A 19332-nucleotide genomic window follows, 5' to 3' on the forward strand; every position below is an offset into this window, starting at 1 on the left:
CGCGTCGAACCGGTCCCCGGCAACCTAGCTGAGATGACTGCCACCGTTCACATCGAAGGTCATCCCGGTGACCGTGGCGCAGGAGTCCGACAGCAGGAACAGCACGATGTCGGCGATCTCCTCCGCCGCGGCGACCCGGCCCAGCGGCATCCGTCCCCGCAGGGCCGCCTTCTGTTGCGCGGTCAGCCGGTCGTGCATCGGGGTCGCCACCGGGCCGGGCGCGACGGCGTTCACCCGTACCCCGCGTGGCCCGTAGTCGACGGCCAGGTGCCGCATCAGGCCGAGCACCCCGGCCTTCGCCGCCGCGTACGCGGTGCCGGAGAGCCGGGTCCCGCCGTCGCGGGCGTTGAGGCTGCTCATCAGCACCAGCGACCCACCGCCCCGGGCCGCCATCCGGGGCACCACCGCCTGACTCACCACGAAGGCGGACGTCAGGTTGTTGCGCAGCGTCCGCTCCCACTCGGCGAGGCTGGTCTCCTCGATGCCGCCCGCGCTGACCACCCCGGCGAGGTGCGCCACGCGGTCCGGGGTGCCGACCGCGTCGACGAACTCGCCCACCGCCACCGGGTCGGCGGCGTCCACCCCGGTCGTCACGTCGATGACGTGCACCGTCTCGCCCCGGCTGCGCGCCGCCGCGACCACGGCCGCGCCGATTCCGCTGGCCCCGCCGGTCACCAGGAGGCTCATGCCGCACCCCCCAGGATCTGTTCGCGTGCCTGCCGGTACATGGTGGACAGCAGCATCTCCGGCTGCGAGTAGACGACGAACCGTACGCCCCGGTCGATCCACCGGCGGGCCTCCTCAGGGGAGTAGGCCAGCATCCCGGCGACCCGGCCGGCGGCGACCACCCGGTCGACGAACTCGACCGCGTGCTTCTCCACCTCGGGATGGGTCGGCTGGTAGCCCAGGCCCAGCTTGACCGACAGGTCGGCGCGGCCGAGCATGAGCACGTCCAGGTCGGCGGCGAGGATGTCGTCCAGGCTGGCCAGCCCGGCGGGCGTCTCGACCAGGGCGACGGTGGTCGTGTTCTCCGCCGCCCACGCCAGGTACCGGTCGAAGTCGCCCCGGGCGGTGCCGTGCCCGGCGGCGCGGGCCGCCGAGCACAGTGTCCGGTCCCCCGCCGGGGGGTAGCGGGTCAGCCGGGCCGCCTCGGCGGCCTGCGCCCCGGTCTCCACCAGGGGCAGCACCACCCCGCCGGCCCCGCTGTCCAGGGACCACAGGAGGTCCTTCTCCTCGATCCGGCGCAGCCGGACCAACGGGGTGGTCCCCGCCGAGCCGGCCGCCCGCACCATCGCCAGCACGCTCTGCTCGTCGGCGGCGGCGTGCTCGGTGTCGATGACGAGGAAGTCGTAACCGAGGACGCCGAGGATCTCGCCGAGCGCCGGTTCCTGGAGCAGGGTGAGGCTGCCCAGGGCGACCCCGCCGTCGCGCAGGACGGTGGCCAGCCGGCTCGGACGGGGGTACATCAGGACTCCAGCTTCTTCACCGAGGAGCAGTCCCGGTTCACCGGCACCTCACCGACGATCTTCAGGGCGGCGTCGACGACGGAGCCGTCGTGCCACCCGGAGACCTCCGGCAGCTTCTCGATGATCTTGTTGTCGAGCAGCCACTTGCCGTCCTCGGCGACCACCGTCGCGGTGTCCACCCGCCCATTGGGGTCCATGTAGGGCCACTGGTCGGTGCCGTAGAGCCTGCCGATCGTCTCCGCCGGGACCTTGGTCCGCTCGGAGACGATCTTGACGACCTCGTCCCGGTTGGCCGGGTCCTGGTAGTAGCGGACGCCCTCCAGCCAGCCGGCCATCCACCGGGCCGCGACCTCGGGACGCTTGTCGATGAAGTCCTGGGACATGGTGATGAGGCCCTGCTCCTGGTTGGGGGCCACCTCGTTCATCGCCAGCACCCGCTTGGCCTGCCCGTCGCTGATGAGCTGGTACGCCAGCGGCTCCACGAGGAAGCCGGCGTCGACCGCCCCGCTCTTGAGCGCGTTGGCGGTGTCCGGGTAGCTCAACGTCACGACCTGCCCGAGGTCCGACTGCTTCAACCCGACCTGCCCCAGCGCCCGGTCCAGCCAGTACTCGGTGCTCGACCCCTTGGCCAGGATGGCCACCTTCTTGCCCTTGAGGTCGGCGACGCCCTTGAGCCCGCCGTCGTACGCGGCGGTCCGGGCCAGCAGCATGTTGTCCGACGCGCACCGGTACTGCTGCCGGTCGGCGACCACCCGCACCCGCAGGCCCTGGTTGACCGCGTTGAACAGCGCGCCGCCGGTGCCGGGGATGTTCACGTCCAGCTTGCCCTGCCCCTGCACCGCCAGCCGGGAGTAGATGTCGGCGTTGCTGAACTCCACCTCGACGTCGTGCTTGCCGAAGAAGCCCTTCGCGTCGGCCACCATCATCGGCGCCAACGACAGGATCTCCAGCGAGTTCACCGTCACCTTTGCGGGACCGCCGGACCCGGCCGACTCCGCCGCGTCGTCACCGCACGCGGCGGTGCCGAGCAGCAGCGAGACGCCCAGGACCCCGGCGACCACACCCGCCTTCGTCAATCTCATTTCTGACCCTCCGTCCAGCCGAAGAAGCGTCGCTGCACCCGCAACGTCACCGTGGTGAGCAGGAAGCCCATCGCCGCGATGACCGCGAGCGTGGCGTACATGTTGTCGATCTGATAGATCTGCCAGTAACGCCAGGTCATCGACCCGATCCCGTCACTGGCGGCAAGGAACTCGCCGGCGATGGTGCCCAGCAGGGCCAGCCCGGCGGCCAGCCGGATGCCGGCGAAGATGGACGGCAGCGCGCCGGGCAGGATGATCTTCCACAGGATCTGCTGCCGGCCGGCGCCGAGGTTGCGGGCCATTAGGATGAGCCGCTCGTCGACCTGGAGCACCCCGGACATCGCGTTCACCACCGCGGGGAAGAACGAGATGATCCCGGCGAGCACCACGATCGGCCGCCCGCCGGTGCCGAAGATGACCAGCAGCAGCGGCAGGATGGCCACCACCGGGATCGGGTAGGTGATCGCGATCAGCGGGTCGACCAGCACCCGGATCCAGCGGGACCGGCCCATCGCGATGCCCAGCAGGGTCGCCGGGACCACGCCGAGCAGGAACCCGAGCAGGATCCGCCGCGCCGTGATGCCGACGTTCGGCAGCAGCTCACCGGAGGAGACGAGCCCGACCAGGGCCCGGACGCACTCCGACGGGGCGGGGAAGAACGTCTTGTCGATCAGCCCCGCCATGCTGCCGGCCTGCCACAGCAGCAACACCACGGCCACCGGGACGATGCTGCCCGAGCCGCTGCTGAGCAGCCGGAACAGCCGGCCCGGTGGGCGTTCCGCCCGCGGGTCCACCGCGTAGCGGACCACCGGCGGCGCGGGCTGCCCGGCCGCCCGGTCGCGGGTCGGCACACTGCTCTCGCTCATCGTTCCCCCTTCGCTTCGGCCCACTCGGCGGCCAGGGTGGCGTCCCGCAGTTGCGCCCACAGGTGGCGCTTCAGCTCCGTGAAGCGCGGGTCCAGCTCCACGTCACGGTCGCGGGGCCGGGGGAACGGCACCCGGATCTCCTCCACCACCCGGGTGGGCCGGGGGCCGAGGACGATGATCCGGTCCGCCAGCAGCAGCGCCTCCTCGATGCTGTGCGTGATGAACAGGACCGTCTTGCGGTTGCGCGACCAGACCTGGAGCAGTTCGTCCTGCAGCAGGGTGCGGGTCTGCGCGTCGACGGCCGCGAACGGCTCGTCCATCAGCAGCACCTCGGGGTCGCTGGCCAGCGCCCGGGCGATGCCGGCCCGCTGGCGCATCCCGCCGGAGAGCTCGTGCGGCTTGGCGTCGGCGAACGCCTCGATGCCCATCATCGCCAGGTGCTCCCGGGCGACCTCCCGACGCCGCCGGGCCGATACCCCCCGCAGCTCCAGCCCGAACGCGACGTTGTCCACGATGGAGCGCCAGGGGATCAGCGCGTAGTCCTGCCAGACGATCGAGGTGAGGGGGCCGTCGGCGCCGCGTTCCCCGACGAACCGGATCTCCCCGCTGTCGGGCCGGCGCAGGCCGCCCAGCAGGCCCAGCAGCGTCGACTTGCCGCACCCGCTCGGCCCGATGACGCAGACGAACTCCTGCGCCTCCACGGCCGTGCTCAGGTTGCCGACCACCGACAGTCGCGAGCCGTCGGCGCGCGGGTAGCCCTTGGCCACGTTGTCGATCTCGATACGCATCTCATCGCCCCCCGTGCGCGGGCAGGTCCGGGTAGTTGGCGTGCCACCAGTCGGCGATGTCGCGGCGGCGGGCGAACCAGACCCCGGGCAGCTCCTGCGCCCAGGCGATGAGGTCACGCAGCGCCGAGGCGCGGCCGGCCTGGCCGATGAGCCGGGCGTGCAGGCCAATGGAGATCATCTTGGGGGAGGTCTCGCCCTCCTCCCACAGGTACTCGATGCCGCGGCGGCAGTTCTCGAAGAAGTCCGTGGGGTTCGCGTAGCCGGGGCTGAAGGCGAACCGGCCGTCGTTGTACGTGTGGGTGTAGGGCACGACGAGGTGCCGCGTGCCCGCCACGTCCACCCAGTACGGCAGGTCGTCGTTGTAGGCGTTGGAGTCGTACCGGAAGCCGCCCTCCTCGACGAGCAGCCGCCGGGTCCGCTCCGACGGCGCGTACCGGGAGTACCAGCCGACGGGCCGCTCGCCGCACAGCTCGCCGATCAGCTCCACCGCCCGCCGGATCTCCGCGCGCTCCTGCTCCTCGGTCATGCCCGACGGCTCCCTCCAGCGCAGCCCGTGCGAGCAGATCTCATGCCCGGCCTCGACGAACGCCGCGGTCAGGGGCCGGTTGCGGGCCAGCGCCTCGGCGCAGCCGTACACGGTTACCGGCGTGCCCATCCGCTCGAACAGCCGCAGCAGCCGCCAACCCCCGGCCCGGCTGCCGTACTCGTACACGGACTCCTGGGACAGGTCGCGGTGCGCCGCGCTGGTCGGGGTGTACGAGATCTCGCCCACCCACTCGTTGACGTCGTCGCCGTCGAGGAGGCTGTGCTCCGCACCCTCCTCGTAGTTGAGGCACAGGCTGACCGCGACCCGCGCACCGCCGGGCCACTCGACGCGGGGCAGGTCCGCCCCGTAGCCGAGGAAGTCCCGCTCGGTGCCGGGTTCCACTCTGCTCACCATGAAGCCGTGTCCTTTCTGCGGGAGGTGCCCGGCGCGGCGGGGGTCGGCCCCGGGCCACCGGTGGGGGACGGCGCCTCGCCGCGCACCGGCGCGGTGAGGTGCCGCAGGGAAACGGAGCCGGGCGCCTGGGCCAGCGCGCGCAGCAGCTCCGTGGCGCCGGTCGGCGGACCGGCCGTGCGCAGCAGCGCGGCGTCCACGGCGGCCAGCTCGTCCGCAGACAGCGGGGCCTCGCGGTCGCCGGGGTGGAAGCGGGCCCGGGCGGTGTGGCACCGGCCGGCCCGGTCGCGCAGCTCGACCACGGCCGGGCGGCCGTACGGGTAGCCGTCGTCCAGGCCCGGGTCGTGGCGGACGGTGACCCGCGCGGCGATCCGGGCCGCCTCGGCGATCCGGGCCGCCTCGGCGATCCGGGCCGCCTCGTCGTGCCGGACCGTCTCGGTCCGCCCGTCGGCGACGCCGGGGTCCAGGCCCAGCAGCCCGCAGGCCACGGCCCAGGGGATGCTGAACTGCCGGGCCAGCCGGTTGGCGGGGAACCGCTCGGCGAGCAGGGCCGCACCGGCGTAGGTGTGCACGGTGACCGTGGCGACGTCGGCGCCCGGGACGTCGCGGGCCAGCGATCTCGCCGCCGTCCAGCTGGTGAGGGCGTGCGCGCACACCCCGACCGGCTTGAAGTAGGCGTCGGGCAGCAGCGGCCGGGTCGCCAGGGCGGCGTCGACCGCCACCGGGGTCGGCGGGCCCTGGTGGGCGGTGCGGCCGAGGTGGGCCGCCGCCGGCCCGGTCGCCGGGAAGCCGTCGCGCACCAGGTACGCGACCGTCAGGCCGGCGGCGGTGCCGAGGGCGGGCAGGAGGTGGTGGGCCGGCGCCCCCCGCCGGGTCGACTCGTCGGGGCCGGCCAGCGCGACGGTCAGCGCCAGGTTCACCGCGTCGGCGAGGCCGGCGGTGTCCAGCCCCGCGGCCACCCCGGCGGCGGCCGCCGCCGCGGCGGTGCCCCAGCCGCCGTGCGGGTGCACCCCGTCACGCAGGGGGCCCAGCAGCAGGCCGAGGCGGGCGCCCACCTCCCAGCCGACGGCCAGGGCGCGCAGCAGCGTCCGCAGGTCGCCGTCGGCGTCCTCGGTCGCCGCTAGGGCGGCGGCGTACGCGTGCAGGCCGGGGTGCCCGCGGGCCTCCCGGAGCCCCTCGTCGCACTGGGTGGTGGTGATCGCCGCCGCCGTCACCGCGGCGGCCCGGTCGGGGGAGTCCGTCGCACCGTGGGCCGCCAGCAGGGTGCACCGCCCGTCCCGGCGGCCCGGCGGGGCGAGGCCGGCCGGCAGGTGGCCGCGGGCGGCGACCGCGTTGGCGGTCAGCCGGGCCGCGACGCGCCGGGCCTGTTGCTGCCCGGCGGCGGTGGCCAGCAGCGCGTCGGCGGCGGCGACGCCCGTGGCCACCAGCTCGGGCAGCACCTCGCCGTCGGGCGCGACGGCCGCCCGGCCGACGTGGGCCGGGCCGCCGGGGCGGCCGGTCCGGGGGGTCATGGGGTGATCACCTGCTTGCCGAGCACCCGACGCTGGGCCAGCGCCCGGTGCGCGTGCGCGGCGTCGGCCAGCGGGAGGACCGCGTCGACGCGGGGGCTGAGCCGTCCCGCCGCGACCAGCGCCAGCACCCGGGCGATCTCGTCGGGCCGCTGGCTGCGGGAGCCGCGCAGCTCGTACTCGTTGCGGAACGTCTCGATCACGTCCAGGCGCGGGTGCTCGCCGGCGTGCCCACCGGCGACGACCATCCGGCCGGTCGGCGCGAGGGTGCCGAGGGCGGCCTCGAACACGTCGCCGCCGATGTGCTCGACGATCACGTCGAACCCGGCACCCCCGGTCGCCGCGCGGGCCCGCTGCGGCCAGTCGTCGTCGCGGGTGCTCAGCACCGCGTCGGCGCCGAGGGCGGAGACGAAGTCGGCCTTCGCCGGGTCGCCGACGAGTCCGACGACGTGGGCGCCGCCGAGCTTGGCGAGCTGGACCACGGCGTGTCCCAGCCCACCGGCGGCGCCGGGGGCGAGGACCCACTCGCCGGGGGCCAGCCGCCCGATCGAGTAGAGGGTGCGCCAGGCCGTGCCGAAGGAGATGGGCGTCGACGCGGCCAGCACCGGGTCGAGGTCACCGATGTCCAGCAGGCCCCGGCCGGCGACGACGGCGTGCCGCGCGTAGCCGCCCCACCGGGTGATCCCCGGCATGTCCGCCCGGGGGCAGAGGTTCGCCCGCCCGGCCAGGCACCGTTCGCACCTGCCGCAGGGGGTGTTCGGCAGCGCCAGGACGCGGTCGCCGGGCCGGCGGTCGACGACCGCGTCACCGACCGCCTCCACCACCCCGACGATCTCCCGGCCGAGCACGTGGGGCAGGCGCAGGTCCATCCGGGACACGCCGCTGCGCAGGTCGGCGTCGAGGTGGTTGACGGCGACGGCGAGCACGCGCAGCCGGACCTCGTCCGGACGGGGCTCGGCAAGCTCCGGCTCGGCGAGGGCGAGCACGTCCGGGCCGCCGTACTCGTTCATCATCACGGCTTCGGTCTTCACGGTCGGCGTCCTTCCACCAGGTTCGACAGCGCCTGCGGCACCGCGTCGGGTCCATCGAGGGCCAGGGCCAGGGCCAGGGCGACCCGCGCCTGGCTGCCGGTGAGGTCCCCGGCGAAGAGCGCGCCGGCCTGGGCCAGGTCGGCCCCGCCGCCGGAGTAGATGGGGCGGACCCGTCCTGCCCCCGTCCGGCTGGTGATGACCACCGGCACGCCCTGCTTGTCCGCCTCGCGGACGGCCTCGGCCACGGAGGGCGGGGCGTTGCCGGCCCCGAACGCCTCGACGACGACGCCTGCGGCCCCGGCCCGCAGCGAGGCGCGCAGGTGGGTGCCGTCGGCCCCGGCCACGAGCTTGACCAGGTCGACCCGGGGCAGGCGGTCGGGCACGGGGCGGCCCGCGTAGTGGCCGCCCCGCACCGGGGCCGACAGCCGCAGGACCCCGTCGGGGTCCACCAGCGCCAGCGCGCCGGCCGGGCCGCCGGAGAACGCCGAGACCGCCGAGGTGTGCACCTTGCGACCCTCCACGGCGGCGCAGGCCACCCCGCCGAGCACGATCGCCGCGCCGACCGGCTCCGGCGCGCTGACCACCCGGATCGCGTCGAGGAGGTTGCGTGCGGCGTCGGAGTCCGGCTCGTCGGCCCCGCGTTGCGCGCCGGTCAGCACCACGCGGGCGTCCCGGCTGGTCAGTTGGCCGGTGAGGTAGGCGGCCTCCTCCAGCGTGTCGGTGCCGTGGGTGACCACCACCCCGGCGAAGCCGCCGGCGAGCTTGGCGCGCACCGCCCGGACGGTGCCGAGCATGTCGTCGAGGGTCAGCGTGAAGCTCGGCCGGCGGGAGAGGTCGAAGCCGCAGATCTCGACGTCGGCCAGGTCCGGGACGTTCCCGAGCAGCTCGGCGACGGAGTCGGTCACCGCCAGGGTCCCGTCGGGAGCCAGGCGGGACGCGATCGTCCCACCGGTTGCCAACACCGCGATCCGCACCGGACCACCCTCCTGCGCAAACGATTGCTCACTTGGCTGGAGAGCGTTGCACAAACGTTCGCCCTGCACAAGAGCTGCGACAACGTCAGGGCGTGGAACTTTCGGATTCGGCTGCCGGTGTGCGTCGGAGCGGTTTCCGGTGTGTTGCCGAAGGGCGTTTCGCCCGATCTGCGCGGGGCGCGGGGCGGGATTCCCCAGGCGGCGCGGCGGCGTGGAATGCTGGTCCGGGTGTACCAGGAACGGCCGGCGGCGCTGCCCGGCGCGGTGCTGTGGACCGCCACCAGCGACGGCACCCCGAGCCGGGTGCTGCCCGACGGCTGCCTCGACCTGCTCTGGTCCAGCCGCTCCGGCCTGCTGGTCGCCGGCCCCGACCGCACGGCGCAGTTGAGCGTCTCCGCGCCCGGGGAGCGGTGGCTGGGGCTGCGCCTGCCGCCCGGCGTCGGGCCGGCGGTCTTCGGCGTCCCCGCCGACGAGCTGCGCGACGCCCGGGTGCCGCTGGAGGCGCTGTGGGGCCGGGCGGCCCGGGAGGCCGCCGAGCGGCTGGGCGAACCGCCCACGGGCGTCGGGCTGGCGGCGCTCGCGGCCGACCGGCTCGCCGCGGCCGGCGGCCCCGACCCGCTCGGCGCGCGCGTCGCCGGGCTGCTCGCCGCGGGGCGGCCGGTCGCCGGGGCCGCCGCCGAGGTCGGCCTGACCCCCCGGGCGCTGCACCGACGCTGCCAGGCCCTGTTCGGGTACGGCCCGAAGACCCTCGCCCGCATCCTGCGGATGCGCCGGGCCCTCGCCCTGGCCAGGGCCGGGACGCCGCTGGCGGAGGTGGCCGCCGCCAGCGGCTACGCCGACCAGGCGCACCTGAGCCGGGACGTGCGCGACCTGGCCGGCGTCGCGCCCGCCGCCCTGCTGCGCGGCTGAACCGCCCGGCCGCCCGGCCCCGGTCGGCCCGGCTGCCGCGGCGAGGCGGCCCGGTCAGCCGGCCGTCGGCAGCGGGGCGAACAGGTCCACCCCGTTGCCCTCGGGGTCGTGCAGGACGGCGTACCGCTGCCCCCAGACCGCGTCCCACGGCGGCAGGTGGCCGTGGAACCCGGCCCCGGTCAGCTCGGCCCAGCGGCGGTCCACCTCCGCCGGGTCCGCGCACCGGAACGCCAGGCTCATCCGGGGCGAGCCGGTCGGCGGCGTCCAGCCCGGGTCGAAGGAACGGATCGTCTCCACCGTGTCCCAGGCCAGCCGTAGCCCGTTGTCCAACGTGAGCTCCACGTGCGGTTCGGCCTCCGCGCCGGCCGGGATGTCCAGCCCGAGGCGGCGGTAGAAGTCGAGGGTGCGGGCCATGTCGGCGACCGTCGTGCCGACGAGATCGAATTGAGGTGTCATACCGCCGACCGTACGGCCGGGATGGCCGGGCGTCTTGAACGGAACGGACACCGCGCCGATCGGCGGGCCGGAGTGGCCGGTGTTGCCTCGACGGGACGGAGCGTCGCGTACGGTGGCAATGAGACAAGTCCGGCTTTTGGGCACGAACACCCCAGAGTGGCGGGTGCCCGGGTCGGCTCCGAGACGGCGAGGGGAAGGAGCGGCCGTGATGCACCTGGCCTACCTGGATGCGGGATCCGGCAGCCTGATCGTGCAGGCGGTGGTCGGCGGGGTGGCCGGAGCGGCGGTGGCCGCGAAGCTCTACTGGCGCCGGCTGACGGCCCGGTACCGCCGCCAGCGCACCGACCGTTCCTGAGCGGGGGCACACCGCCGATGACCGTCCCGCACACCGACGTCCGGACCGATCCGGGCTCGTTTCGCGACCCGGCCAACCGGGTCTTCTACGCCGACGGGGAGGTGCTGCGCGGCCTCGACGCCCGGGCGGCGCGCGACTGGCGGGCCCTGTCCGCCAGCGACTTCTTCCCGCCGCTGCTCGCGGCCGGCAAGGTCTGCGGCACCGAGGCCGTCGAACCGGCCCGGTTCGCCGCCGCGGCCGGCGCGCAGTGGGCGGCGGTGCTGCGCCACGAACGCATCCCGTTCGTCTCCCACCCGTACGAGTGGTCGTTCGGCATGCTGCGCGACGCCGCCCTGCTGCACCTGGAGATCCTGCGCGCCGCGCTGACCGCCGGCTTCACCACCAAGGACGGCTCGGCCTACAACCTGCAGTGGCGCGGCGTCGAGCCGGTCTTCATCGACGTCGGCTCGTTCGAGCCGGCCCGCGACGGCGAGCCCTGGGCCGGCTACCGGCAGTTCTGCCAGACCATGCTCTACCCACTGCTGCTCACCGCGCACCTCGGCGTGGACTTCCAGCCCTGGCTGCGGGCCCAGGTCGACGGCATCCCACCGGAGCAGATGCGCCGGCTGTTCACCGGCGTCCGGCGGCTGCTGCCCGGCGTGCCCACCCACGTGCACCTGCACTCGGCGATGCAGCAGCGCAACGCCGACGCCGCCAGCGGCGAGGTACGCGAGCAACTGCGCGGTGCAGGCTTCTCCCGGGAGCTGGCGTTGGCCGCCGTCCGCCGGATCGAGCGGCTGGTCCGGCGGCTGCGCCCCCGCCACGTGCGCAGCCACTGGGCCGACTACCAGCGCACGTGCAGCTACTCCGCCGCCGACCGCGCGGCCAAGGAGCGCTTCGTCGAGCTGGCGTTGACCGCCGCGGGACCGCCCGGCCTGGTGCTCGACCTCGGCGCCAACGACGGCCGGTACGCCCGCCTCGCCGCCCGGTACGCCGGCTACGTCGTCGCCGTCGAGCAGGACCCGGCCGTGGTCGACGAGGTGTACGCGGCGCTGCGCGCCGACGAGCAGCGACGGGTGCTGCCGCTGGTGATGGACCTGGCCGACCCGTCGCCCGGCGGCGGCTGGCGCGGCGTCGAGCGGGCCGCGTTCGCCACCCGGGCGCGGGCCGACCTGGTGCTGGCCCTCGCCGTCGTGCACCACCTGGCGATCGGGCGCAACGTGCCGCTGACGCAGGTCGTCGACCAGCTCGCCGACGCCTGCCTCCCCGGCGGCCGGCTGGTGGTCGAGTTCGTCCACCCCGAGGACCCGATGGCCCGGCGGCTGCTGGCCAACAAGCCGGCCGGCCTCTTCCCCGACTACCGGCCCGACGAGTTCGCCCGGCTGCTCGCCGCCCGGTGCCGCGTCGAGCGGCGGGTCGAGCTGCCCGGCGGCACCCGGACGCTCTACCAGGCGGTGGTGGGTGGCTGACGTGACCGTCGCGCCGCCGGCCGCCCCCGCGCCGCCCGCCGCCGGCACGACCCCGGACCGCCCCGCCGGCCCGGTCGGGTGGCGGGCCGAGCTGCGCCGGCTGCTGGAGGTGACGGCCCTGGTCGGGCTGGTGGTCACCCAGCCGATGCTGGACGTGCTGGGCCGCAGCCCCGACTTCTTCCTGTTCCACCGGGCCACCCGGGGCGAGATCCTGGCCCTCGTCGCGCTGATCGCCGTCGCGCCCACGGTGGCGCTGGCGCTGCTCGGGGCGGCGAGCCGGCTGGCGGGGCGGTCCGCCCGCACGGCCGTGCACACGGTGCTCGTCGGCCTGCTGCTGGCCGCCCTCGCCGTGCAGGTGGGCCGGCACGTCACGCCGCTGCGGGGCGTACCGCTGCTGGTGGTCGCCGTGCTGGCCGGCGCGGCCGGGGTGGCGGCGCACCGGCGGTGGCGCGGGCCGGGCCTGGCGCTGCGGGTGGCCGCGGCCGGGCCGGCGGCCTTCGTGGCGCTGTTCCTGTTCGCCTCGCCGGCCTCGGCGGTGGTGCTGCCGCGTGGCGACGCCGGCGCGGCCGGGGTGGCCGCCCCGGGCGGGCACCCGCCGGTGGTCATGCTGATCCTCGACGAGCTGCCCCTGGTCTCCCTGCTCGGCCCCGACGGGCGGATCGACGCCGCCCGCTACCCGCACTTCGCCGAGCTGGCCGGCGGCTCCACCTGGTACCGCAACGCCACCGGGGTCAGCGGCTGGACGCCGTACGCGCTGCCGGCCATGCTCACCGGCCGCTACCCGGCGAGGCCGGTCGCCCCGCACTACTCGCAGTACCCGGACAACCTGTTCACCGCCCTCGGCGGCCTGTACGACATCCGGGCCGAGGAGAGCATCACGCGGCTCTGCCCGCCCAGCCGGTGCGACCAGCCGGTCAGCCCCCGGCAGGGGCTCGGCACCCTGGTCCGGGAGAGCGGGAAGCTGCTGCGTCAGGTCACCGCCCCGGTCGACAGCCACGTCGACCCGGAGGAGTCCTACCGCGAGCAGACCGCCGCCGAGGCGGGCCTGGACGCCGCCGAGCCCGTCCCCGCCGACCCGAAGTTCCGCTGGGACCGGCTGAACGCCAACCAGCCGGCCCGGTTCGCCAGCTTCCTGGCCGGGCTGCGCCCCGGCGACCGGCCCACCCTGCACTTCCTGCACCTGCTGATGCCGCACGCGCCGTGGCAGTTCCTGCCCTCGGGGGCCCGCTACGCCGCCCCGGAGGACCTGCCCAACGACGGCGCGGGCTGGGTCGACCTGGCCCGGCGGCGGCACTTGGCCCAACTGGAGTACACCGACCGGCTGATCGGCGAGACGCTGCGTACGCTGCGCGCCACCGGCCTGTACGACCGGGCCCTGGTGATGGTCACCGCCGACCACGGGGTCAGCTTCGACAACGGCGCCCAGGGGCGGGGGATGGACGCGATCCGCGCGGCGGCCGGGCAGGTGGCCTGGGTGCCGATGTTCGTCAAGGAGCCCGGGCAGCGCGCCGGCCGGGTCGACGACCGCAACTGGGAGCACGTCGACCTGCTGCCCACCGTCGCCGACTACGCACACGTGCGGATCCCCTGGCAGGTCGACGGGCGCTCGGCCCGGCAGGCCCCGCGCGAGCGCGCCGACAAGCGCTTCTACGACCAGCCGGCGGAGCCGGTCACGATCTCCGGCGGGGTGCCCGCGCCGCCGGCGCTGCCGAAGCCGCACCCGCTGGTCGGCACGACCGTGGGCCAGCGGCCGGCCGGCGGGTCGGCGCGGGTCGCCGACCTCGCCGCGTTCCGCGCCGTCGACCCGGACACCGGCGAGCTGCCGGCCCTGGTCTGGGGCACGGTCCCGGCCTCGGTACGCGACGGCACGCTGCTCGCCGTCGCCGTCAACGGGCGGATCGGGGCGGTCGTCCCGGTGGTGCCGCCGGATGTCGGCGGTCGCCGGTTCGCGGCCTTCCTCACCGACGACCGGTTGTTCCGCGCCGGGGACAACCGCGTGGACCTGTACCAGATCGGCCCGGGCGGCGAGCTGCGTCACCTGAGTATTTCCTGAGAGTTTCGTTCCCGCTGCCCACCGGGCCCCCGGTCACGCTTCGTGCGCGATCGGGGGCCTTTTGTCACATTGGCCCCGTTCGAGGTCGGTCCCCGGCCCCCGGGTTTCCGCGCCCACCTCCCGGGAATCGGGTGACGCATACCTCACCTGCGGAACCACGACGGGCGGTGTCCCCGCAACCGTGTTTACGGTAAAAGCGAAGGCAATTTCAACGTAGATCTGCCGGCGAAGCGAGGAACACATGACGGAAGTCAAGCTCGATCACCCCGGTGGGCAGCTGTCGATGCCGGTGCAGTCGGCGGTCGAGGGCCCCGCCGGCATCGGCGTGAGCAAGCTCCTCAAGGAAACCGGGATGACAACGTACGATCCCGGTTTCGTGAACACCGCGGCCTGCTCCTCCGCGATCACCTACATCGACGGCGACGCGGGCATCCTGCGGTACCGGGGCTACCCGATCGAGCAGCTGGCCGAGAAGTCCTCCTTCCTGGAGGTCTCGTACCTGCTCATCTACGGTGAGCTGCCCGGCCAGCAGCAACTCGACGAGTTCAGCGAGCGGATCCGGCGGCACTCCCTGCTGCACGAGGAGATGCGTCGCTTCTTCGACGGCTTCCCGCGCGACGCGCACCCGATGGCCGTGCTCTCCTCGGCCGTCAGCGCCATCTCGACCTTCTACCAGGACAGCCTGGACCCGTTCGACTCCGACCACGTCGAGATGTCCACGGTCCGGCTGATGGCGAAGGTCCCCACCATCGCCTCGTACGCGTACAAGAAGTCGATCGGCCAGCCGCTGCTGTACCCGGACAACTCCCTGGGCTACGTGGAGAACTTCCTGCGGATGACGTTCGGCGTGCCGGCGGAGCCGTACGAGGTCGACCCGGTCATGGCCAAGGTGCTGGACATGCTGTTCATCCTGCACGCCGACCACGAGCAGAACTGCTCCACGTCGACCGTGCGGCTGGTCGGCTCCAGCAACGCCAACCTCTTCGCCTCGGTCTCGGCCGGGGTGAACGCCCTGTTCGGCCCGTTGCACGGCGGCGCCAACCAGGCCGTGCTGGAGATGCTGGAGAAGATCCAGCTCGACGGCGGCGACGTGCAGTCCTTCGTCCGCAAGGTCAAGGACAAGCAGGACGGCGTGAAGCTGATGGGCTTCGGCCACCGGGTCTACAAGAACTACGACCCCCGGGCCGCGATCGTGAAGAAGGCCGCGCAGGACGTCCTCGGCCGGATGGCCAAGCCGGACCCGCTGCTGGACATCGCGATGCAGTTGGAGGAGATCGCCCTCGCGGACGACTTCTTCGTCTCCCGCCGGCTCTACCCGAACGTGGACTTCTACACCGGCCTGATCTACAAGGCCATGGGCTTCCCGACGAAGATGTTCACCGTGCTGTTCGCCCTCGGCCGGCTCCCCGGCTGGATCGCCCAGTACCGCGAGATGCTCGGCGACGCGGAGACCAAGATCGGCCGCCCGCGGCAGATCTACATCGGCTCCCCGGAGCGCGCGTACGAGCGGCCCGCCGACCGCTGACGCTGTCTGTGCGCTGTTAACAAGGGCCCCCTGCTGTGCGCAACGCGTGAGCAGGGGGCCCTTCCTTGTGCCTCAGCGCAGGCCGGCGGCGGCCAGCAGGTTGCCCTCGGTGACCCGCAGCGGGGCGCCCCCGCCGCTCATCCGCCGCTCGGCGCGCTCGGCGGTGAACGCCGGGGCCTTGGCGATCGCCGAGGCGTACGCGTCGGCCGTGCGGCGCGCGATGGCGGCCCAGCCGTACTGCTCGTGGACCATCCTCCGGGCCCGGCGGGCCAGCGCCCGGGCGCGCTCGGTGTCCGACAGCAGGGCGTGCACCGCCTCGGTCAGCCCCGCCGGGTCCTGCGGGGCGAACGTCATCCCGGTCACGCCCGGCTCGACGATCTCGGCCAGGCCGCCCGTCGAGGCGACCGCGAGGGGCGCGCCGGCCGCCGCCCCCTCCAGGGCGACCATGCCGAACGGCTCGTAGATGCTCGGCACCGCGAAGCAGTCCGAGGCGGCCATCACCGCGGGCAGGTCGGTGCCGCCGAGGAAGCCCGGCATGCTGACCGTGCCGCCGAGGCCGAGCCGGTGCACCTCGGCCTCCAGCGCCGGCTTGTACGGCCCGTCGCCGACGATCACCGCGCGCAGCCCCGGGTGCCGCTCCCGCAGCCGGGGCAGCCCGGCCAGCAGGTGCTGAACGCCCTTCTCGTAGACCAGCCGGCCGGCGAAGGTGACCAGCGGGCCGTCCCCGGCGAACCGGGCCCGCGCCGAGGCGACCGCCGACGTCGGCACCTTCCAGCGGTGCGGCTCCACCCCGTTGGGCACCACGTCGACCCGGGCGGCCGGCACGTCGAACAGCGCGCCGACCTCGTCGCGCATGTACGCCGAGCAGACGATCACCCGGTTGGACTCGCCGCTGAGCCACTGCTCGACGCCGTGGATGGTGCGGTTCATCTCCTGCGGCAGCCAGCCCTGGTGCCGACCCGCCTCCGTCGCGTGGATCGTGCTGACCAGCGGGATGTCGAGGTGGTCCCGCAGGGTCATCGCGGTGTGCGCGACGAGCCAGTCGTGGGCGTGGATGACGTCGTAGGAGCCGCTCTCGGTGGCGCGCAGGGCGGCGCGGGTGAGGGTGTGGTTGAAGGCCATGGTCCAGGCGAGGAGGCTGCCGGTGGCCAGGGGGAAGGCGACGGGGTCCTCGGCGGCGCGCAGGACGCGGACGCCGTCGGCGTACTCCTCCAGGGGTGCGCCGTCGGCGTGGCGGGTGACGACGGTGACCTCGTGGCCGGCGGCGGCGAGGGCGACGGAGAGGGCGTGCACGTGGCGGCCGAGGCCGCCGACGAGCACCGGCGGGTACTCCCAGGAGAGCATGAGGATGCGGCGGGTCTGCGGGGGCACCCCGCAGCCGTGGGGCTGCGGGAGCGCGGGCTGCGGGGTCTGGGACCGTGAGGTGGTGCTGGGCCGGCAGAGCCGGTCCGTGGCGGTGGCGGTCTGCTCGCCGGCCCGCAGGGTCGTCACATCGAACTCCGTCCGTGCAGGGTGGAACGCGCCGGCAACGATGGCGGCGTGACAGGACATGGTGGGGTGGCCGAGGGCCGAGCGGGAACGCGCGCTTCCGCACGCCCCCGCATCAAGGAAAGGGCATCCGGGCCCGAACCGCATCCTGAGAGGGCCCAAGGTGACGGACACCACCCAAAGGTCTAGTCGGTATCAGGTGGGTGGAAATGGTTACGGCACCAACGGGTGGATTGGGCCGACCGACGGCGGGGCATTAGCGGCGTGCGCACCCGGCGGGCACGGCCCCGTCCGGGGCGCTCATCATCATGGGCTGAGGAGCGACATGCAGGTCTGGCCGGGCGAGCGGTACCCGCTGGGAGCCACCCACGACGGGATGGGAACGAACTTCGCGATCTTCTCCGAGGTGGCCGAGCGCGTCGAGCTCTGCTTGTTCGACGAGTGGGACACCGGCGCGGAACGCCGCGTCGAGCTGCGCGAGGTCGACGCGTACGTCTGGCACTGCTACATCCCGGGCATCGAGCCGGGGCAGCGCTACGGCTACCGGGTGCACGGCCCGTGGGACCCGGCGAACGGCGTCCGCTGCAACCCCCACAAGCTGCTGCTCGACCCGTACGCGAAGGCCGTCGACGGTGACGTCGAGTGGAATCCGGCCGTCTACGACTACGAGGTGGGCGGCGACGAGAACCGGATGTCGGAGACCGACTCGGCCCCGTTCATGCCGAAGTCGGTGGTGGTGAACCCGTACTTCGACTGGGGCAACGACCGGCCGCCGCGCACCCCGTACCACCACTCGGTGATCTACGAGGCGCACGTGCGCGGGCTGACCATGCGCCACCCCGGCATCCCGGAGGAGCTGCGCGGCACGTACGCGGCCATCGCCTCCCCGGTCATGATCGAATACTTCCAGCGGCTCGGGGTCACCGCCGTGGAGCTGATGCCGGTGCACCAGTTCGTGCACGACCACCGGCTGGCCGACCTGGGGCTGCGCAACTACTGGGGCTACAACACGATCGGCTTCTTCGCCCCCCACCACGGGTACGCGGCCCTCGGCGGCCTCGGCCAGCAGGTGCAGGAGTTCCGGGGCATGGTCAAGACGCTGCACGCCGCCGGCATCGAGGTCATCCTCGACGTGGTCTACAACCACACCGCCGAGGGCAACCACCTCGGCCCGACGCTGAGCTTCAAGGGCGTCGACAACCCCAGCTACTACCGGCTGTCCGAGGAGGACCGGCGCTACTTCGTCGACTACACCGGCACCGGCAACAGCCTCAACGTCCGCAGCCCCCACTCCCTCCAACTGATCATGGACTCGCTGCGCTACTGGGTCACCGAGATGCACGTCGACGGCTTCCGGTTCGACCTCGCCGCGACCCTGGCCCGCGAGTTCTACGAGGTCGACCGGCTGTCGACGTTCTTCGAGGTGGTCCAGCAGGACCCGGTGGTCAGCCAGGTCAAGCTCATCGCCGAGCCGTGGGACGTCGGCCCCGGCGGCTACCAGGTGGGCAACTTCCCGCCGCTGTGGACCGAGTGGAACGGAAAGTACCGCGACACGGTGCGCGACTTCTGGCGCGGCGAGCCCGCCACCCTCGCCGAGTTCGCCTCCCGCATCTCCGGCTCCGCCGACCTCTACCAGGACGACGGCCGCCGCCCGTTCCACAGCATCAACTTCGTCACCTGCCACGACGGGTTCACCCTCAACGACCTGGTGTCGTACAACGACAAGCACAACGAGGCCAACGGCGAGGACAACCGCGACGGCGAGGGCCACAACCGGTCCTGGAACTGCGGCGTCGAGGGGGAGACCGACGACCCCGGCGTGCTGGCCCTGCGCCAGCGGCAGCGGCGCAACTTCCTGGCCACCCTGATCCTGTCGCAGGGCGTGCCGATGCTCGGCCACGGCGACGAGCTGGGCCGCACCCAGCGCGGCAACAACAACGCCTACTGCCAGGACAGCGAGCTGGCCTGGGTCGACTGGGACGACGCCGACGAGCCGCTGCTGGACTTCGTCCGGCGGCTGGTCGACTTCCGCCGCCGCCACCAGGTGTTCCGCCGCCGCCGCTTCTTCACCGGCCTGCCCGTCGGCGGTCGGGCCGCCGGCTCCGGGCTGCCCGACCTGGCCTGGTACACCCCCGACGGCCGGGAGATGAGCGGCGAGGACTGGGGCAACGACTTCGGCCGCTCGGTGGCCCTGTTCGTCAACGGCGACGGCATCCGCGAACGCGGCCAGTACGGCCAGCGCCACCACGACTCGTCCTTCGTCCTCTGCTTCAACGCCCACGACGCCCCGCTCGACTTCACCCTGCCCGGCGAGGAGTTCGGCCAGCGCTGGGAACAGGTGATCAGCACCGCCGACCCGGACCCGGAGAAGCCGACCCTCGTCGAGGCGGGCGGCACCATCTGCGTGCCCGACCGCTGCCTCGTGGTCCTGGAGAGGATGGTTTGA

The 19332-nt window shown here is 74.0% G+C and carries 17 protein-coding genes; 6 read left to right on the forward strand and 11 right to left on the reverse strand.

Annotated elements, in window-relative coordinates:
- Positions 1-24: 24 nt before the first annotated feature.
- Genes LPU61_RS30330 through LPU61_RS30370 form a run of 9 tightly spaced genes read right to left on the reverse strand, consistent with a single transcriptional unit; the run spans position 25 to position 8652 of the window.
- Positions 25-687 (reverse strand): SDR family NAD(P)-dependent oxidoreductase, encoded by a 663-nt coding sequence (locus LPU61_RS30330; protein WP_082106738.1) that lies wholly within the window; start codon positions 685-687, stop codon positions 25-27.
- On the reverse strand, positions 684-1466 hold the full coding sequence (locus LPU61_RS30335; protein ID WP_052503990.1) for an HpcH/HpaI aldolase/citrate lyase family protein: 783 nt from the start codon (positions 1464-1466) through the stop codon (positions 684-686). The genes LPU61_RS30330 and LPU61_RS30335 overlap by 4 nt, the downstream gene beginning before the upstream one ends.
- Positions 1466-2548: an ABC transporter substrate-binding protein gene (locus LPU61_RS30340; RefSeq protein ID WP_082106740.1), complete on the reverse strand. Its 1083-nt coding sequence runs from the start codon at positions 2546-2548 to the stop codon at positions 1466-1468. Before LPU61_RS30340 ends, LPU61_RS30335 begins: the two co-directional genes overlap by 1 nt.
- The gene (locus LPU61_RS30345) at positions 2545-3414 is read right to left on the reverse strand and encodes an ABC transporter permease (RefSeq protein ID WP_229406858.1); all 870 of its coding nucleotides are present in this window, start codon (positions 3412-3414) and stop codon (positions 2545-2547) included. The genes LPU61_RS30340 and LPU61_RS30345 overlap by 4 nt, the downstream gene beginning before the upstream one ends.
- The gene (locus tag LPU61_RS30350; RefSeq protein ID WP_043968683.1) at positions 3411-4202 is read right to left on the reverse strand and encodes an ABC transporter ATP-binding protein; all 792 of its coding nucleotides are present in this window, start codon (positions 4200-4202) and stop codon (positions 3411-3413) included. Before LPU61_RS30350 ends, LPU61_RS30345 begins: the two co-directional genes overlap by 4 nt.
- A gap of 1 nt (position 4203) precedes the next feature.
- A complete protein-coding gene (locus tag LPU61_RS30355; RefSeq protein ID WP_229406859.1) occupies positions 4204-5142 on the reverse strand; it encodes a polysaccharide deacetylase family protein in 939 nt (312 codons plus the stop codon).
- Complete coding sequence (locus tag LPU61_RS30360; protein ID WP_229406860.1) at positions 5136-6650, reverse strand: MmgE/PrpD family protein; 1515 nt, start codon at positions 6648-6650, stop codon at positions 5136-5138. Before LPU61_RS30360 ends, LPU61_RS30355 begins: the two co-directional genes overlap by 7 nt.
- Positions 6647-7678 carry a zinc-binding dehydrogenase gene (locus LPU61_RS30365; RefSeq protein WP_052503992.1) on the reverse strand — a complete coding sequence of 344 codons (1032 nt, stop codon included), beginning with the start codon at positions 7676-7678 and terminating at the stop codon, positions 6647-6649. The genes LPU61_RS30360 and LPU61_RS30365 overlap by 4 nt, the downstream gene beginning before the upstream one ends.
- Positions 7675-8652 carry an asparaginase gene (locus LPU61_RS30370; protein ID WP_052503993.1) on the reverse strand — a complete coding sequence of 326 codons (978 nt, stop codon included), beginning with the start codon at positions 8650-8652 and terminating at the stop codon, positions 7675-7677. Before LPU61_RS30370 ends, LPU61_RS30365 begins: the two co-directional genes overlap by 4 nt.
- A gap of 228 nt (positions 8653-8880) precedes the next feature.
- Here LPU61_RS30370 and LPU61_RS30375 point away from each other — a divergent pair, with 228 nt between their 5' ends.
- Entirely contained in the window at positions 8881-9561 is a 681-nt protein-coding gene (locus LPU61_RS30375) for a helix-turn-helix domain-containing protein (RefSeq protein ID WP_229406861.1), read from the forward strand.
- 54 nt (positions 9562-9615) lie between these two features.
- Here the strand turns inward: LPU61_RS30375 and LPU61_RS30380 are convergent, their stop codons facing one another.
- Positions 9616-10017, reverse strand: a complete 402-nt coding sequence (locus tag LPU61_RS30380; RefSeq protein WP_043968687.1) for a VOC family protein — start codon at positions 10015-10017, stop codon at positions 9616-9618.
- Positions 10018-10222: 205 nt separating this feature from the next.
- On the opposite strand from LPU61_RS30380, the gene LPU61_RS30385 reads away from it, so the two are divergent.
- The 4 genes from LPU61_RS30385 to LPU61_RS30400 all read left to right on the forward strand — a co-directional run bounded on the left by LPU61_RS30385 (position 10223) and on the right by LPU61_RS30400 (position 15398).
- Entirely contained in the window at positions 10223-10372 is a 150-nt protein-coding gene (locus LPU61_RS30385) for a hypothetical protein (RefSeq protein WP_165949904.1), read from the forward strand.
- A 17-nt stretch (positions 10373-10389) separates the two neighbouring features.
- A complete protein-coding gene (locus tag LPU61_RS30390) occupies positions 10390-11820 on the forward strand; it encodes a bifunctional 2-polyprenyl-6-hydroxyphenol methylase/3-demethylubiquinol 3-O-methyltransferase UbiG (protein WP_229406862.1) in 1431 nt (476 codons plus the stop codon).
- The gene (locus LPU61_RS30395; RefSeq protein WP_374199733.1) at positions 11813-13873 is read left to right on the forward strand and encodes a sulfatase-like hydrolase/transferase; all 2061 of its coding nucleotides are present in this window, start codon (positions 11813-11815) and stop codon (positions 13871-13873) included. The genes LPU61_RS30390 and LPU61_RS30395 overlap by 8 nt, the downstream gene beginning before the upstream one ends.
- 241 nt (positions 13874-14114) lie before the next feature.
- Entirely contained in the window at positions 14115-15398 is a 1284-nt protein-coding gene (locus tag LPU61_RS30400) for a citrate synthase (protein WP_077939903.1), read from the forward strand.
- Positions 15399-15470: 72 nt separating this feature from the next.
- On the opposite strand, the gene LPU61_RS30405 is transcribed toward LPU61_RS30400, so the two are convergent.
- On the reverse strand, positions 15471-16889 hold the full coding sequence (locus LPU61_RS30405; protein ID WP_229406863.1) for a glycosyltransferase family 4 protein: 1419 nt from the start codon (positions 16887-16889) through the stop codon (positions 15471-15473).
- 322 nt (positions 16890-17211) lie between these two features.
- On the opposite strand from LPU61_RS30405, the gene glgX reads away from it, so the two are divergent.
- The gene (gene glgX, locus LPU61_RS30410) at positions 17212-19332 is read left to right on the forward strand and encodes a glycogen debranching protein GlgX (protein WP_229406864.1); all 2121 of its coding nucleotides are present in this window, start codon (positions 17212-17214) and stop codon (positions 19330-19332) included.

Origin of the sequence: Micromonospora sp. NBRC 110038, assembly GCF_020884815.1 — a bacterium.
In the GTDB taxonomy this organism is placed as follows: Bacteria; Actinomycetota; Actinomycetes; order Mycobacteriales; family Micromonosporaceae; genus Micromonospora; species Micromonospora haikouensis.

Bases quoted from the DNA above. Each gene is read 5' to 3' on its own strand.
- LPU61_RS30330 (WP_082106738.1), bottom strand. From the start codon at position 687: ATGAGCCTCCTGGTGACCGGCGGGGCCAGCGGAATCGGCGCGGCCGTG.
- LPU61_RS30335 (WP_052503990.1), bottom strand. From the start codon at position 1,466: ATGTACCCCCGTCCGAGCCGGCTGGCCACCGTCCTGCGCGACGGCGGG.
- LPU61_RS30340 (WP_082106740.1), bottom strand. From the start codon at position 2,548: ATGAGATTGACGAAGGCGGGTGTGGTCGCCGGGGTCCTGGGCGTCTCG.
- LPU61_RS30345 (WP_229406858.1), bottom strand. From the start codon at position 3,414: ATGAGCGAGAGCAGTGTGCCGACCCGCGACCGGGCGGCCGGGCAGCCC.
- LPU61_RS30350 (WP_043968683.1), bottom strand. From the start codon at position 4,202: ATGCGTATCGAGATCGACAACGTGGCCAAGGGCTACCCGCGCGCCGAC.
- LPU61_RS30355 (WP_229406859.1), bottom strand. From the start codon at position 5,142: ATGGTGAGCAGAGTGGAACCCGGCACCGAGCGGGACTTCCTCGGCTAC.
- LPU61_RS30360 (WP_229406860.1), bottom strand. From the start codon at position 6,650: ATGACCCCCCGGACCGGCCGCCCCGGCGGCCCGGCCCACGTCGGCCGG.
- LPU61_RS30380 (WP_043968687.1), bottom strand. From the start codon at position 10,017: ATGACACCTCAATTCGATCTCGTCGGCACGACGGTCGCCGACATGGCC.
- LPU61_RS30390 (WP_229406862.1), top strand. From the start codon at position 10,390: ATGACCGTCCCGCACACCGACGTCCGGACCGATCCGGGCTCGTTTCGC.
- LPU61_RS30400 (WP_077939903.1), top strand. From the start codon at position 14,115: ATGACGGAAGTCAAGCTCGATCACCCCGGTGGGCAGCTGTCGATGCCG.
- glgX (WP_229406864.1), top strand. From the start codon at position 17,212: ATGCAGGTCTGGCCGGGCGAGCGGTACCCGCTGGGAGCCACCCACGAC.